Below are 15,602 nucleotides of genomic sequence, written 5' to 3'. Positions count from 1 at the left end.
CACTGATGAATCCAGTGACTTGCTGTTCCTGGATGTCGATGGTGTTCTTCATCCCGTCGAGACCGACTACTCGTTCAGCAGCAGGTTCTTCAGCCATCTGCCGCTGCTGGAGGAACTGCTTCGGGAGTTCAGATCTGTCGACGTCGTCATCTCCTCGGATTGGCGCCTGGCCGAGAGTGTCGAGCAGCTGCAGCGGTATTTCAGCGAGGACATCCGGCATCGGATCATCGGAGCCACGCCACAGCTCGATCCCGACGCGGCCGTCCAGCACCGGCGCCAGCTGGAGATCCAGGCCTGGCTCGAGGGGAACGGCCGCAGGGACGCAGAGTGGGTCGCACTTGACGATTGGCCTGAGAGCTTTGAAGCTGGCTTCACGCGGCTCGTGTTCACCGAGCCCAAGCGGGCGTTCGACCAGGACAGCTTCCAGGAACTGCGCGCGCACTTCCTGCGATTCGCCGCCGGCCGATGAGCCGCCATTCGGCAAATGAAATGACACCGCGCATCTCGCCGAACCTTCAGGCGCAATCCGAGCGCAAGCAGTCGGCGCCCAAGCTGATGTTCTTCGGCGATCCCCACGGCGATCTCGAGTCCGTGGTTGCCGCAGTCGAGCACTGCCGTCCTGAGGCCATCGTGCTCCTGGGCGACATCCAGGCGCGCCAACTGCTGCACATTGAGTTGAGCCCAATCCTGAATCACACTGAGGTCTGGTTCATCCACGGGAACCATGACACCGACACAGATGCCGACTACGACAACCTGTGGGGATCGGAGCTCGCCGACCGCAACCTGCACGGGCGCATCGTCGAGATCGCCGGGTACAAGGTCGCGGGCCTGGGCGGCATCTTCCGCACCAAGATCTGGGATCCGCGGCAGCCGGTCGAGAAGGCTGCGTTCCAGTCGAGCGATGCCATGCGTCGAGCCATGAAGCGAGAGGAACGATGGCGCGATGATATTTCCCGCAAGCACCGATCCTCCATCTTCCCGGTCGACTACCTGCGGCTGCTGCGCAGCGGCCCCGCCGACATCCTGGTGACGCACGAGGCGCCGGGTGCGCACCCGCACGGCTGGCGAGCGATCGACGAACTCGCCGAGATGCTTGGCGTTCAGCTCGTAGTCCACGGTCATCACCATCAGAACATCGACTATGTCGTCGAAGGCTTGATGAGCACTGCTGCACCGTTCCGCGCCTTCGGGGTCGACATGGGCTCGCACCTGGCGTGGCCGCTGGACTCACGGGCGGAGACTGAATCAGAAGCTCTTCCACAAGACTTGCTGGAGCTCGCCACTAGGGTCTTCGGCGCAGCGGCGCAGGCTTGGCTAAACAAGCCACACAAACTGCTCGACGGTCAAACACCAGTGGCGTTCGCGGTCAGGGGCGGGTCGAAAAAGGTGAGATCAATGCTCATCGCTATCCAGCACGGCGGTGTCGTATGAGGACTGATAAGAACAGGCGGCGAGGCCCAGCGTGATCCTGTTCCTCGACTTCGACGGTGTGCTGCATCCGGAGGGGGAAGATCACATCCTTAACGGCGTCGACTTCTGCTTCCTGCCGCGCTTGGAGGCGTTGCTGCGCGAGTTCCCGCACGTGAACATCGTGATCAGTTCGTCCTGGCGCGCGCATCTCCGCTACAAGACATTGATGAAGCCCTTCTCCAGTGACATTCGAGCTCGCGTCCTGGGGATGACCCCGTACCCGGGGTGCGGCCTTCCTCCGCCGTACAGGCCACGTGAAGGAGAAATCCTCGCCTGGCTCCAGCTTCACGATGCGGTCGACGAGCCCTGGGTCGCGCTCGACGATGCTTACTGGCAATTCGATCACTGCAAGGACCACCTGGTGGTGTGCGGATCGTTCACCGGCTTCGACGACAAGGCCAGTGCCGAGCTTCGCGCTCGCTTTGAAGGCACCTCCCGATGAAACTCCTGATCCTTTCCGACCTTCACCTCGAGTTCGCGCCGTTCGAACCCGCACCTGATCTCGATTTCGATGTCGTCGTCCTCGCCGGCGACATTCATTCGCCAGCCAAGCGCGCCGTCCAGTGGGCTGCGGATCGCTTTCGAGGAAAGCCCGTGATCTACCTGCTTGGTAACCACGAGTACTACGACGGACGGCTGGACACAACACTGGCTGGAGCGCGCCGCGAAGCCGAAGGAACCAATGTTCATCTACTCGATGGTGATGAAGTGGTGATCGACGGCGTGCGGTTTCTCGGAGCGACGCTGTGGACCGATTTCGAGCTCGCCATCGAAACGCCTGAAGGACTGGTCAGCGACGCAGCGCGCGCCATGAAAATGGCGACCAACCTGCTGAACGACTACACGCTGATCCGGGCACCCGACGAGTCAGCAGAGCCTGGTACCTGGCGCCACAAGCAAGGAAGAAAGCTTCAAGCTGCGGACACGTTGCGGATTCATCAGACGCAGCGCACCTGGCTGCAGGCGAAGCTCTCGGAACCGTTCACCAGCCCAACGGTGGTGGTGACACACCATGCGCCTCATCGCGGCTCGCTGTCGCAGCGCTATGCCGATGACTGGGCGTCGGGTGCTTTCGTCACAGAGCTTCCCGAGGTCTTCTTCGATGTACCCGTGCTATGGCTGCACGGCCATACACATCAACGGTTCGACTACTGGGTCCGCTCCTGCCGAATTGTGTGCAACCCGCGGGGTTACGTGAACTGGAGTGGCAGGATCGAGAACAAGGAATTCAATCCCGGATTAGTGATCGACGTCTGAGTTTCGGCGCGCATCAATCACCTATGGCGGCGGGGATGCGTCCCCCACCGGAGGTGCAAGGCCTCCACCGCCCTGCGGCCCGGCGGATGTGTCACGACGCGTGAGTCGATTAGGGCACGTTCAAAGATATCGGTGAGGACGGTGCATCGCTCAAATATGGGATGGAAAATCGCTCGTTGTTCTCGCATGCTTTCCCGACAACACAAATGATCGCCAGGGCGATCTGGAGGGGGTCGTGATGAAACGCTTCGTGTTTGGACTTGCGTTGCTGGCTTTCTTTTCCACGCAGGCGCAAGCTGGAAATCTGGATCGAACTCGCTTCTATGCCGAATGCGAGGGATCCAAGACATTGCCCAAGAGCCTTTTCAAAGGCGACCGGCGTGCAGGCATCGATCGAATCCTGAATTATTGGGAGAAGACTGGTTACACGGATCAACGCTGGCTTGCGTACATCCTTGGCACGGCCTACCGGGAGAGCGTTGGAACAATGGCGCCCGTCCGCGAGGGGCTTTGCAAAACCGATAGCTGCTCCATCGAGGCGGTGGGAAAGCACTTTCGTGGAAAGCACATATCTTCGGACTACAGCAAGCCCGATGCGCAAGGCCGTTCTTACTTCGGCCGCGGCTTAGTTCAGATAACCCACAAAAGAAAGTATGAGTCGGTCGGAAAAACCCTCGGCTGGGGGGACGCCCTGGTTGAAAAGCCCGAGCTCGCACTGGACCCCGACAAGTCGGTCGTCATCCTGGTAGAGGGCATGGCGCAAGGCCTTTTTACGGGGCGCTCACTGGCCGACTCGTTCAAAGGAGAGAAGGCTGACTGGGTTGGGGCACGCAAGATTGTGAATCCGGGATCTCGGCGTGCGGAGATTACAGCCGGTCATGGAAAAGACTTCTATGAGTGTCTGAACTCGTCGTCAATCTGAGCAAGCGCTCGACGTCGCGAGCACAAAACACCGATGCCCTGCGTCATCTGGCGTACTACTACGATATACCCGTCGCCGACTTCGGCGCGTTGCCCCAAGGTACACGGCCTGGAATTCTGAATGAAGCGCATCGCATCTCGAAGTCTCATGATCGCGGTGTCACTGCTCGGCACCGGCGCGCTGACTGGCTGCGTCAGTGTTCGTGTTTCGGGATCCGACCCTCGAATTTCATACGGCATTGGTTTCGTCAACATCCATTTTCCAGCCGATGGCAATGCACCACTGATGGTTGCAACAGATGGCCTCGGCCTTGTGGCATCGACGCGCTCATTGACGATTGGCGCCGTGAAGGAGCGCGTTGCTGCTTTTCCGCATCCGTCCGCATGCCACACGATGGTGGTGGTTCAGAGCAGCACACAGTTTGACGCCCTTATGCGTCTGCTGAAAGAAGAACCCCAAAGGCTCGGCGACCTTTGTGTCGTCAACGAGGAGAGACCATGAAAGCTCCAGTTTTTTACCAAGCGGCGGGCGTGTCTTTTTTTATTGCCGTAGCGGGCTGTGCGCCGCTTCAGCAGGCACCACTCGTCTATTCCTCAAAGGTCACCGTGGGGATGGACGTTTCGGCGACAGCAACGGAGCAGCCCGGTGTGTCGGTGAACTTCGGATACAAGCAGGTCGACGCCGCCTATGTGCCTGTCGCCGTGGCAAAGCCTTGCGATGAAGGTGCTTCGACGAAGCAAAACTGCACGCATTCGAGCTACGCGCTGAAAAAAATTGAAGGAACGAACAATGTCGGCGACTCGAGCGTTCCGAAGAGCGCTCTGCAAGCTGCGGAGGACAAGATCAATCAGTTCAAGCGTACAAGTCTTGAACGGGATAAAGCGGAGAACGAGTACGACAAAGCCGTTGCAAAGGCCAGAGAGCTGCAAAAGGCTCTGAACAATTACGTAGACAGCAATCAATCCGCGCTGAGCGTTGCCGGCGGTAAGGCCGAGGCATCTCGGTCACCGGACGAAAAGGTTCTCTTGGGTGAAAGAGAGACCTTGGCGAACAGATTCAATGCGGCCAGATCGGAGGTCGGACTTGCGATCGCCAAGAAGGAAAAGGCCGACGAAGCATTCGATGCAGCGAATGTGGCCGGGCTGGCCGAAGCATTCAGCCTGGTGGGCGGTGAGAACAAGAAGACGGATGCATATTCCGTATTCGGAAGCTTTGACGCCAACACGAAAGCGCGCGCTGAGGCCGGAACGACGGTGGCTCCCAAGGTCGAAACGGCACTGACCATCGGCAAGGTCTTTTCGACCGGCGTTGCTTCCCAGAATCTAACCGAAGGCATGCGTACCTACTATGCGGGTGCCGGTGTCGCTCAAGTAGAGCGTGCGAAGGCGGAGTGCCTTGCGTCGGGAAGCGATATCTTTTCGGAATATCAAAAGACTCTCGACCCAGGTGCTGCTGCCGACAAAAAGAAGATGGAGGACATGCTTGGCAAGATTGCCGAGATGTGCGGGAAGTTCCCCTCCGATCTCTTGCTGAAGGAAGCAAAGAAGTAGCAGATCAATCCGTTGAACCGCTACGCTTCATCGGCGCCAGGAAAACTCGACCCTCTTGAGTCAACTGACAGAGATTCGGTGGCTACCCCAACCGGAGAGGGATCAATCCGAGTTGCTCCTGACTGAACTGCATGCATGCACCGCACCATGGCATTTCGACGGCAGAATGCGACCGTCACTCGACCTTCATAAGCAATCAGGAGTCACGCCGTGAAACGAACGCTGACAGGTAGCGATGGTATGGCGATAGTCATACCAGATGGCTGGAGGGGGCTGCAAGGCTCCGACGGGCGGATGGTTCCCATTCCATCAGGCGGTCGTGGTCTTCAAGGAAGTGACGGACGAATGGTCGCTATACCTCCCGGCGGTCGAGGTCTACAAGGGAGCGACGGGCGAATGGTCGCCATTCGCTCCGGTGCGCAAGGGCTTCAAGGCAGCGATGGAAGAATGGTGGAAATTCCCAGCGGCGCCCGGGGAGTCCAAGGGTCTGATGGGCGAATGGTGGCAATTCGGAGCGGGTCTCGGGCCGTTCAAGGCTCCGACGGAAGAATGGTCGGAATTCCATCGGGAAAGAATGCTGTACAAGACGCGCGAGGTCGGATGAGGGGCAAGTAAGAGCATTCCCCATGGCTAGGTAGTAGCCTTGAATGACCGTCATGGGACAGTCGAGTTTCGAGGTTGAGACTTAGGAGTTCCCTGGTCTGGCGCGTACTGACCTTGAATGTGGGCGAGTCTGTCCTCGAAAAAAATCGGGGTAGGCTATCTCGCACGAAGTGGATAGAGTGCGCAACTTTCGGAGACACCCAATGATCGAGGTCGCAGGTCTTGTTCTAGCGATAGTTGGTATCGCGTTCGCCTTTGAGACGCCTAGGTCCAAGTTCCTCACCATGCTTGGCTGGAGAACTTCAGCGTCTTCAGCCGCGACATCTCAAGGGCCGACCGTCAGCGCACTCTCTGGTCACGATCGCGAACTTGCGAAGACCTTTCGTTCGCTCTTCGCTGACTCAGGTCTATTCCGGGAGTATCAACAGCATGACTTCTTGCTTCCATTCAGGGCGAAGGCCACTACCCCGCTGTACACAGTTGTTGAAACTTGGACCGACGAAGCCCACTACTTCACGCACCCAGAACTTCGCCTTAAACAAGCCGCTTTCATCAAGGCAGCCAACGAATTGGCCGCGGAGCTGGTTCGCTACACCGTTCCAGACGGCAGAGGCTACGTTAGCGTGATTACACGGGATATGGATCCGGAGAACCTTCCAGCACATGTTCGAGATGAAGCCAAAGCTATTGACGCGAAGCTACCTGCATTTCTTCAATCGCACGAGCAGTTGCTTGCCACGTGCAATAGGCTCGCTTGACGCTCCTTTTGTCATATGTGCAGGCAAAACCATCGAGCACTCCGGCCATGGCTTTTTTCCGCAAGGCGGTGGAGTTCCGCATACGTCAGTGAGGTATTCCCACCTTGTCAGAGCTGCTGGAGATCTGGGTGCCGGAACCAATTCAATCAAGTCCGGTAGACGCCGATGATGTCATTGCCGCTAGTCATCGAGCCGCAACAGCTTTTGCAACTGCTCACTGCTGGACTGAGGCCATCGAAGCTCTGAGAAATGCCAAGGAGCTCATGTTGAGCTCTCGGACCATCTATCCTGCAGCCACTTGGTGCAAGCTACCTCTATATCTTCAGAAAGCCGGCCGCTTTCAAGAGGCGATGGCGGAGTTTTCGTTCCTGATTGAGGACTTGCCAAGACGCGCCCGCAAGGACTCCAGGCTGGATGATCCTAATGTAGGTCCCCTCAAAGGGAAGCAGCAATACCACGATCTCATTCTCAAAAGCGATCATGAGATCATCATGCGCAAGCAGACACTCGCTCAGCAGCGTGAAGCGAAGCTCAAGTAGCTACCCGCCCCCCCCCGGGGCAGTCGTCTACTGGCTTGCAGGGGAGACCATGACTTTTCTCATTTCGGCAATCACAAAGTCTGCGCTGCCGACAACTTCTCTTATTCGATCTCGAATATCGGGGAGATTGGCGCGCCAGAACGCAGGTACGCCGGAACTCTGAATCGCTGGGATAGCCTTCATGAAGCGATCCAGCTCGATAAGCTCAAAGAGAAACTTTCGCATGGCTGGCGCCATTGTCCCTAGATCATCGAGTACTGCAACAGATGCTATGACCGGTTGTATGAGCGGCTCATAGTCTCCGTTGTTGGGGTCTGTACGGACTCCACGATTCTCGGGGTCGAAGTCATCCGAGAGTGTCTCCAGAAACTCCGCCATCGATTCACGTAGGCTGCTTATCGGGTCGAAAACCCTTAATGCGGCATTCAGCATGCGCTCCTTGCGGGCAGCACTTTCGGTCCTGAATCTGGACCGAGCGGCGAGAGCAGGTACGGCGATGGCAATAAGAATGGCAACTACCGAGCCGACTGCCTGCACCCACGCAGCTTGCTCTGACGGATTGAGCTTAGACCATGCAATAAATTCGTACATATATAGTCAGCGTTGAGCGTCAATCGGGAATGGACAAGAACCCAAATCCCAGTCCCGACGGCGTGTAGTGGACTTCTCCTTCCAGATAGAAATGAAGATGACTCCCGCTACTCACAGCGTCGGGTGGCATTTTGATGCCGCTCAACCGGCTCTTGGGCAGGACACACTCGACTGTCGTCAATCTGGTCGAAGCGGGATAGTCGAACGAAATAATCGATGCAAAATGCTGCTCGGCCGCGACGCCCACCAGTTCTTCGCGAATTGCGAGAAACACCAAAAGGTCCTCGCGCACGGGGATGACAATGCCGCCAGCAGCGCTGTCGACGACGCGGGATTTGCCTGCGAGGAAGGTCGAATGAATGCTGTTGGGAGACAAGCTGGCGTACTTTATTGGCTCTCCGCTGCCACGAAGCAGTGGGAGGCCATCCAACTCGAATGGGTCGCGCAAAGTCATGAGATCTGACAGCCTTGTTGCCAGCGAAGCTGAAAGCTGCGATCTCGGGCTCAGCAGACCGATCCATGACTGAAGGAATGCCATCCGCTTGAGTAGCCTGAGCGTTTTTGGCTCGTAGGCTTGCCACTCGGGATCCGGATCTACCAGCCAACACTTGGCCCGGCTTTGCGGGCGCGCATCAAGCGCAATTATTGCGCCATAGCGAACCGATGCGGGATAAGGGTCCTTAACACCGGGCTTCGAGAGATCATCCTTCTTTCCACGGATGCTTCTCTTGTGATTAGGCACAGATCCCTCTTTGCGGGCGTTGTTTTCAACCGCACTTCCCTTGGACTCGACCTGGACGATAGTCTTTCCATCGGACGCAATCTCAAAATCAAATGAACGCAGCGCCCTCTTTCCACCGCGAGAGGGTAGTGGCGTCCAGTCCGCTTCGTTCAGTCCAAATAGCCGACTAACGACCGACAAGCTGATGGACTCGCCGACATGCTCGGTAATGTCTCTTGGGGGCCGCCCCTTGGACGGCAGGCCGACCGACGTACCGTCGAATCGGAGGCACGTGTCGATATAGCTCTCCGCGACTTTCACGCGTCGCTGGATCTGCTCGTAGTTCCCATAGCCATCGGAGCCCTTGCGATGAAATAGGAAGTAGGAAAGGAATTCGCTCGTGGGAATGGCGATCGGCTTGGTCACTAACGCCTTGAGCATGTTTCGCGCACCGCTGGGATAGCCAGTACCCAGTAGAGCTTTCTCTTCGGTATCGTCGTAAAAGTCCACGTCTACGAGAATGGATTTCTGATTGATCTGAGCGATATCCATGCTTTCCCTCCGGACATTGTTTTTCCGGATTGTCGATGCTCTTCACCAAAAACTCACAAGCAAAGCCATCTGCCTCGAGTTCACGAAGCTGGGCCGTCATGTGCTGTGTGATGCCAAGAATGGCCTTCTTGAGCCCCCCAAAGCGCTTAGGTGCGGCCGGCCCGCAAGCGGCAAGCCGGCTCGATGACCCGCTAAGCCCGCTCCTTGGCCATTCATCGCTGCACGAACACCTCGATCTCCACGCGCCGGTTCGGCGCCAGTCCAAGCGCTGCAGCACGAGAGCGGCGCAATCTGCGCGAGATCACGGAGGCTTTTTCTTCATGCATCGCTCCTCTTGGCCGGCGATCGAAGTCTGGCCTACGGTTTCCAGAGCCATCAAGTCGTCAAGATGAGACGACCAGCCGAATACGTCCCTGTCACGAGCCGATGCCGAGAAGCGCTTTGGCTCCATCCCAGACGCCACCTTGAAAGATGGCTCCCAAGCCGGCGAGCGTTGGTGCCACGATCAGCCTCTTGCCGATAAAGTGTGCGCAGCGCGCCGGCCACCAACCATCCAGATGCTGACGGCGCGTCACATAACCCGGAGACAGAAGAAATCCGATGGAAACAGGCAGCAGGGAAACGCTCACGAGCAGCGCCCAGCACCGCCATCCCTGCGCAAGAGCAGGAAACGCTTCGGCTACTAGGTTCGAGTTGGCGAAAGCTGCTGCCGCCACTCCCAGAACAATGGGCAACACGTAGAACAGCGCGATGTACCTCTGGCGGGAGAAGTTGCGCTCAGCGGTTTCGGCTCGCTCCGATTCTGTTCTCGCCCTTTTTTCTGCTTGGTCGACGTCGATAACGCGTTGCAGCTCCAACTGCCGTCTCGCGGCTTCGAGCTCCTGAGCACGTTGCTCAGCCTCCTTGGCCCTCGTCTCTGCCTCCTCAACGCGTTTGCTTGCCGCCGCCTGGGCTGCATCGGCCTCGCCCCGTTTCTGACGTTCTGAATCGAGCAACTCGTCTCGGTTCTTCAGGTCTGTCTTTGTGCTCTCCAGCTCGGACGTTGTTCTCCACGAGAGCGATCATCTCGGCTTCATGGCCATGTGCTTCCTCTACAAGCAGACAGCTCATGCGAGATCGATCGATATGCTTCTGGACTCCCGACAGGATGTGGATGCGGCGACCATTTCCCGGACCATGCTGGAAGGTCTGATCCTGGTCGCCTGGGCGGCCCTCGAGCCCGAAGAGCGCCCCCTTAGATGGAGAGCTTTCAGTCTGGTGAGCGACTGGAAGCTCGTGAAGAGAGGAGGCACACCGCCTTTTGGTACCCCGGAGGACAAGAAAGTTGATTTGGAGCAACGGCTGCAAGCGCACCTGGAGTTCTTGGCATCTGGCGCACGACGGGTCGGGACTCAGAAGCTTTTCGACCCTTATCAGAACACCTGGCATGTGAACGGAGACGGATCAAGAGTGGAGCTGCGGACGATGGCAGAAGAAATCGGCGATCCCGACATGAAACTGCTCTACGACGAACTCTCGCAAGTTGGGCACTGGACGCCCCGGGCGTGTGGTTTTCAACATTGATCATTCGGCGGCGAGGTCGACTCTAGCCTTCATGGACGAGAGCTTGGCGGCTCGAGCGTGTGGCACCGCCTTCAGCGCGCTGGTTCAGACGGCAGCACTGTTCTTTCATCATCATCGCGAAGAACCTCATCTGCGGCTGCAGCAAATCATGGATTCATACGCAGTTGCCTTGGTCAAGCGCGACTAAGAGGGAGACCATTCGCGGATTCGCACCTACCGGCATCCTCGGGAGTGAAAAGGTAACCGAGAGCGAGCCTGGCCGCTCCGTCGTCCCAACACCCATCCGAAACCCAAGGCAATCAGTAGACGACTACTGCTCTTGGATCCACATTCCCATGAGACGTTTGAAAAGCAGGCGCCTCATTTTCGGGCGCTGACCACTATGAACAGGGCGCCGGCGGCAACCCCCAGGTACATAGCCCATTGCACCAAGGCTTCACTCCGTAGCGCGAAGCCCGCGGCCATGCCTGCCACCGTGAAATGTCCCCAAGCAGACAACAGTCCCGACTTGCGGGCTTGCCACAGGCCCATCAAGACTGCCGCAACTGCCATCAAACTCACCAGCGCGAATTGAGAAAGTGACTGATCCATCGCAACCTCCTTGAGTATTTTTGCTGTCGATCCATTCTCTCACTCCTTTCGCAGGCTCCCGCACACCCGATCCACGGGACGGGTGACGTTCTTCATTGATCAAGAATCTTGCAAGGGTCCCACAACCTGACTGTGAAGCACAGTGTGTTCATCCCATGAACGAGGGATTGGCACCAAGCTTCCCTTTGATCAGCCTGTTCCCAGGCCGCGCTCTGTGCACACAACGCTGTTGCCCGAGCGACAAAAGATCGAAAGCCCCAGATCGTCGGATTCGACCGTAAAGTCCGTTTGAAGCCAATGCGCCCCTCAACTTAACGATTCCATCCCATGTCGAGCAATACATACAGCGACGCGATACATCTGCGCGCCATACGCAAGGCACTTGCCAATCGAAATGCCGCCGTCATGGTTGGCTCCGGGTTCAGTCGCAACGCAGAAGGTGGTCAGAACGTAGGAACCTGGGAAGACCTCGCCGAAGCGTTGGCACGCGGACTGAATCCTTCTTCAGAGAAGGTCGTCTTCAACGCGGCGAACGCCACACAGCTTGCTGAACAGTACGAGCGTCTCTTTTCTCGCCCTGCACTGGAGCAAGTGTTGCGGCAAGTCGTCCCCGATGAGCGTCTCGCGCCAGGGCGCCTGCACATCGCTCTGATGTCGATGCCCTGGTCTGAGGTCTTGACGACCAACTACGACACGCTACTCGAGCGGACGGCAGAGACTCTCTTGGAGAGTTCGTACTTCACGATCTGCTGTCGTGAAGACATTCCTCAGTCCCGGATTCTCGGCCGCCGGCGCATAGTAAAACTGCACGGCTCCTTCGCATCGCATCGACCGTTTATCGTTACAGAAGAAGACTATCGAAAATATCCGAACGATTCCGCGCCATTTGTCAATCTAGTGCGGCAGTCCTTGCTAGAAAACGTCCTGTGCCTGATCGGTTTCTCGGGCGACGATCCGAACTTCCTGCACTGGATCGGCTGGGTCCGCGACATGCAGGACCAACACGCACTCCCGATCTATCTCTTGCTTTCCAAGGAGGCAACCGCGGGCCAACGCGCACTCTTGCAGGCACGGGGAGTCACTCCGGTACTTCTGCCTCCAAGCGCGAGTGGTGAAGATTCGGACTACGAAGGGCGCTACCTACGACTCTTTGAAATGCTCAATGAACCACTCGAAGGAAGCATATCTGGCTGGGGAAAAATCGAATGGAGTGACACACACCGTCAGTACAGGGAATCGGTCGACGAGCGATACGGTCAGTTCATCGAGGCCTTGCCGCTCATCGCGGCCCAGCGAGCCAGCTATCCTGGCTGGCTCGTCGCACCGCAGAGAATTCGCCGAAGGTTTGCGAATCATCTACAAGGTGCTGGGCACTGGTTCGATCAAATCGCATATCTGAAAAAACTCGAAGAAGAAGAACCAGCGGTTGCACTCGCGACCCTCGGGCTGTATGCATGGGCGCAATCAATCCTGCTAGAGGATCTTGATGATCAGGCGGCGCAGACATCACTTCGCGTTCTGCACAAAACGGCGAATCTGAAATTTTCCCAGATCAAGCATTTGGAAAAGAGGCTCCGACCCTTTGGTTTCACGAACCAAAATGCACTGGCTGAGGGTTGGACCAAGTTGGCTCTTGCCATCCTTTCATGGGCTCGACAAGGTCATCACTCTGCCGACTATAAGGAAATTGAAGCCCTCCTCATTGAATGGCGGCCTGAGGATCTGGTTGTCAACGACCATTTGGCCTATCAAGCCGTCCTTTCTCAATTGCATGAAGGAAATCGCGGTGAGGCCTTGCGCAGGCTCGGACGCTGGCGCGTCCAAGGAAGCGATGTTTACATGCAGATCAGGCATGCGGTGCTGGTCGCAGAAATGGGGCGTGTCACGGAAGCGCTTTCGAGCTGCGAGAAGGCCGTTCAGCTAATGCGACAGCAGCAGCGACTTGACCCCGATGATCCTCTTCTTCTCTCGATGGAGTCATGGGCATGTCTCATCACGATGCAAATTCATGAAAGTGTTGAGCAACTCTCTCTATTCGGAATGAGCGTAGACAGCGGCGACGACGCAGATGAACAGCGCGACGTCAAGCCGACAAAAGCACCTGCTACCTCTCAGGCGAGACACAGTCTGGGTGACATGTTTCTTGCACGCGACTCACAGGACAAGTCTGTGAAGCCGAATTCCGAAGGAGCTTCGGGAAAAGAAAACAGGGCACGGCTGCGCAGCGACGAGTTCAATGATCGTTTGCGCGCGTTGGGCAAGAAGGGCTATGACTCGGAGGATGAGCTTCGCCGAATCATCGAGCGTTTGAACGAAGATGCGGGTGATCCTACGGCCAAGAACTCGCCCTACAGTAGCTTTGAGCTCTATGCTAGGCCTCAGTCGCGCATCGTCGGATTGGGCTCCGAACACAGAAATAAGGTGACCGCGGCACAGACGTGGCTGCAACTTGCAGAGCGTGTAGGTTTAACGCCAATGGTCGGGAAGACGCGCTTCTACACCGAGGAATTCTTGCAAGCTGCCTGGTGGATACGAGATGTCGAGAAGGATCCACTTCGGCGCGGCGTCGGAGTCCTATTCCGATGTGTTCATGCAGACGCGCTTAAATCACGCGACCGCACCAAGCCGCCGCATAAGACTGGATGGCTTTCCCGGCTACAAGTTGCAAGCCTGGATTCCAGCTATGCAGAGACTCACGCAGAACGCTTCCTCAGTCGTCTAGAGTTGCTAGCGTCTTCGCCTCGAACGATTGCCAATGCTTCCAGGGAATTCGACTTCTTCGCAACGAGCTTTTCGCGCATCGTAATTCGCGTCGAATCACAGGAGAAGGTTTTTGAGTGGGCAAATCGTCTCCTTGAGCTCCACACTACACGGGGATTGCTCGGCGCATCCGACAAATGGCGCATTGTCGGCCAAGCACTGGCGCAGTGCATGGAGGCGCTTGACACTCCCTGGCAGCAACGTGTCCTATTTCGACTGTTCCAGCTGCCACACAAAGCGCCTAGCGATGAAAAGCGACATGGAGACAACTGGCTCAGTGTGCAACCTTTGCTTGCCGCGATGCGACGCGACAACAATGGAGTGGCAAATGACCTTGACTGGAATCCGATGTTTGAGGAACTCCTGCGTGAGTTATCTGAAGCAGGTCCTGAAGTTTCCCCAAACGCCTGGCTTCGCTTGTTTGCATTGGACATCCTAAAAAGGATAAGCGCCGACCAGCGGCGAGCCGTGGGAGCACTGCTATGGCGTGGACATGATGGGAAAGAACTCCCCGTTGTCCCGGGCTTCTATCCACATGCGACGTTACGGTGGCCAGCCCCAAACGGTGTCGATGCAGATACTGTGTACAAGCGATTCTGGCTCGAGCAGGAATTCGTTCCCTTCTCATCTACCGAAGGGTACATGACTCTCAAGGCTGCAGGTGGGCGGACGTATCGACTGCCGTTGAACGATGGCCTTCTTCAAGGCGTCAAGTTATCGATGGGAAGAGCTGCCTGGTCGGAGTCTGATCTTTCCGAGTTTTTTTCGATCATCGAGAAATGGCTTGACCTGGGGATCGACAACTTAAACGCGGACATGAGGTCTCACTCCGAACTGCAGGCCGGGGTAACGAAACTTCTGCAAATACTTGATGAAATACTCAGTTTGGTCTTTCTAGGCCGCGGTAAGCAGAAAGATGGGCATGCCGACAAGGTGCTGACCGCACGCGTTTGGCCGATCTATGATCGACTTCAGATTTTCCGGATGCCGATGTGGCGACTCAAGCTTCTGAAAGCTGCGTCTTCCCCTGATCCGCAGCAGCTTGTCGCCTGTGTGGGAGAACTGGAACTGGCTATGGTCAGCCGGGACTTGTTCACTGCCTCGTCCGCGCACGCAATTGCCGGATGGGCTTTGAATATTTCCATACAGGGTGATCTGCCGTCTCTGGATTCGTTGTACGACCGCTTGGTGTCTACGGTCAGCAGCCGCGTCATGCCCTCGTTCTCGAGCGCTCTGGATGTCCTTGCGACGCAGCCATCACCGGTGTGGAAAAAATATCTAAGTCTCCCCCGATTGTTCTTGCTCAATGGTACGTTGGCGTCCCTTCAGGAGGAACTGAAAGTTGACGGACATGGCAGGTGCGAGGAGATCGATGAAGAAGCTGTTCCGCTACTCCGTTTCCGATGCGCAGAGTTGGCCTTTGCGATAACTCTGCACTCCAGGTACTCCACTCCGGCAGCTCTTGATTGGTTGGAGCAAGCAAAGAAGGATCCGCTTCCGGAATTGAGATTGCGCGCCTTCGAAGATCGAGTGGCTGAATCAGATTGAGCTGAGACTCGTCTCTGACATGGTCAACACGCGCGATGCCATTCGGGAATGATCCGATTGAAGGACTCAGCGGCCAGCGTCACTGCGCCCCCAAGCAGCCGAAGACCCAGCCAGTGCATCAGTTCTGATTTGTCCGGTGGCCCAACCCGAGGAGATGCTCCAACGGTGACTGAA

Annotated in this window: 16 protein-coding genes; 12 read left to right on the top strand and 4 right to left on the bottom strand. The window is 57.0% G+C overall.

Annotated features, from left to right (window positions below):
* Nucleotides 1–19: 19 nt before the first annotated feature.
* The 10 genes from G369_RS0109350 (at nucleotide 20) to G369_RS38510 (ending at nucleotide 7,102) form a co-directional block, all read left to right on the top strand.
* On the top strand, nucleotides 20–469 hold the full coding sequence (locus G369_RS0109350) for an HAD domain-containing protein (RefSeq protein WP_244164298.1): 450 nt from the start codon (nucleotides 20–22) through the stop codon (nucleotides 467–469).
* Nucleotides 466–1,434 (top strand): metallophosphoesterase, encoded by a 969-nt coding sequence (locus G369_RS0109345; protein WP_244164297.1) that lies wholly within the window; start codon nucleotides 466–468, stop codon nucleotides 1,432–1,434. The genes G369_RS0109350 and G369_RS0109345 overlap by 4 nt, the downstream gene beginning before the upstream one ends.
* Nucleotides 1,435–1,465: 31 nt before the next feature.
* Nucleotides 1,466–1,915 (top strand): HAD domain-containing protein, encoded by a 450-nt coding sequence (locus tag G369_RS0109340; protein WP_019653731.1) that lies wholly within the window; start codon nucleotides 1,466–1,468, stop codon nucleotides 1,913–1,915.
* Nucleotides 1,912–2,730 (top strand): metallophosphoesterase, encoded by an 819-nt coding sequence (locus G369_RS0109335; protein WP_019653730.1) that lies wholly within the window; start codon nucleotides 1,912–1,914, stop codon nucleotides 2,728–2,730. Before G369_RS0109340 ends, G369_RS0109335 begins: the two co-directional genes overlap by 4 nt.
* Before the next feature lie 238 nt (nucleotides 2,731–2,968).
* A complete protein-coding gene (locus G369_RS35580; protein ID WP_020723013.1) occupies nucleotides 2,969–3,652 on the top strand; it encodes a glycoside hydrolase family 19 protein in 684 nt (227 codons plus the stop codon).
* 120 nt (nucleotides 3,653–3,772) lie between these two features.
* A complete protein-coding gene (locus tag G369_RS38520) occupies nucleotides 3,773–4,153 on the top strand; it encodes a hypothetical protein (RefSeq protein WP_157773672.1) in 381 nt (126 codons plus the stop codon).
* A complete protein-coding gene (locus G369_RS0109325) occupies nucleotides 4,150–5,202 on the top strand; it encodes a hypothetical protein (protein WP_157773671.1) in 1,053 nt (350 codons plus the stop codon). Before G369_RS38520 ends, G369_RS0109325 begins: the two co-directional genes overlap by 4 nt.
* Before the next feature lie 319 nt (nucleotides 5,203–5,521).
* Nucleotides 5,522–5,806, top strand: a complete 285-nt coding sequence (locus G369_RS0109320) for a hypothetical protein (protein WP_019653727.1) — start codon at nucleotides 5,522–5,524, stop codon at nucleotides 5,804–5,806.
* Between the two features lie 202 nt (nucleotides 5,807–6,008).
* Nucleotides 6,009–6,563 carry a hypothetical protein gene (locus G369_RS38515; protein WP_157773670.1) on the top strand — a complete coding sequence of 185 codons (555 nt, stop codon included), beginning with the start codon at nucleotides 6,009–6,011 and terminating at the stop codon, nucleotides 6,561–6,563.
* Between the two features lie 104 nt (nucleotides 6,564–6,667).
* Nucleotides 6,668–7,102, top strand: a complete 435-nt coding sequence (locus G369_RS38510; protein ID WP_157773669.1) for a hypothetical protein — start codon at nucleotides 6,668–6,670, stop codon at nucleotides 7,100–7,102.
* Between the two features lie 27 nt (nucleotides 7,103–7,129).
* Here the strand turns inward: G369_RS38510 and G369_RS38505 are convergent, their stop codons facing one another.
* The 3 genes from G369_RS38505 to G369_RS0109305 form a co-directional block, all read right to left on the bottom strand.
* Nucleotides 7,130–7,693 carry a hypothetical protein gene (locus G369_RS38505; protein ID WP_157773668.1) on the bottom strand — a complete coding sequence of 188 codons (564 nt, stop codon included), beginning with the start codon at nucleotides 7,691–7,693 and terminating at the stop codon, nucleotides 7,130–7,132.
* A 19-nt stretch (nucleotides 7,694–7,712) separates the two neighbouring features.
* Nucleotides 7,713–8,966: a hypothetical protein gene (locus G369_RS0109310; protein WP_019653725.1), complete on the bottom strand. Its 1,254-nt coding sequence runs from the start codon at nucleotides 8,964–8,966 to the stop codon at nucleotides 7,713–7,715.
* A 416-nt stretch (nucleotides 8,967–9,382) separates the two neighbouring features.
* Complete coding sequence (locus G369_RS0109305; protein WP_020723012.1) at nucleotides 9,383–9,961, bottom strand: hypothetical protein; 579 nt, start codon at nucleotides 9,959–9,961, stop codon at nucleotides 9,383–9,385.
* A gap of 79 nt (nucleotides 9,962–10,040) precedes the next feature.
* On the opposite strand from G369_RS0109305, the gene G369_RS0109300 reads away from it, so the two are divergent.
* Nucleotides 10,041–10,529, top strand: coding sequence for a DUF5677 domain-containing protein (locus tag G369_RS0109300; protein ID WP_347876432.1), 489 nt, complete (start codon nucleotides 10,041–10,043; stop codon nucleotides 10,527–10,529).
* A 360-nt stretch (nucleotides 10,530–10,889) separates the two neighbouring features.
* Here the strand turns inward: G369_RS0109300 and G369_RS0109295 are convergent, their stop codons facing one another.
* On the bottom strand, nucleotides 10,890–11,120 hold the full coding sequence (locus tag G369_RS0109295) for a hypothetical protein (RefSeq protein WP_019653721.1): 231 nt from the start codon (nucleotides 11,118–11,120) through the stop codon (nucleotides 10,890–10,892).
* A gap of 327 nt (nucleotides 11,121–11,447) precedes the next feature.
* On the opposite strand from G369_RS0109295, the gene G369_RS37500 reads away from it, so the two are divergent.
* Nucleotides 11,448–15,428, top strand: coding sequence for an SIR2 family NAD-dependent protein deacylase (locus G369_RS37500; protein WP_080647824.1), 3,981 nt, complete (start codon nucleotides 11,448–11,450; stop codon nucleotides 15,426–15,428).
* The last annotated feature ends 174 nt before the right edge of the window (nucleotides 15,429–15,602 follow it).

Source organism: Variovorax atrisoli 110B, from assembly GCF_000382045.1.
Taxonomy (GTDB): Bacteria; Pseudomonadota; Gammaproteobacteria; order Burkholderiales; family Burkholderiaceae_C; genus Variovorax; species Variovorax atrisoli.
Note: the sequence above shows the minus strand (reverse complement) of the source record. Positions and strands in the feature narration are given on the sequence as shown.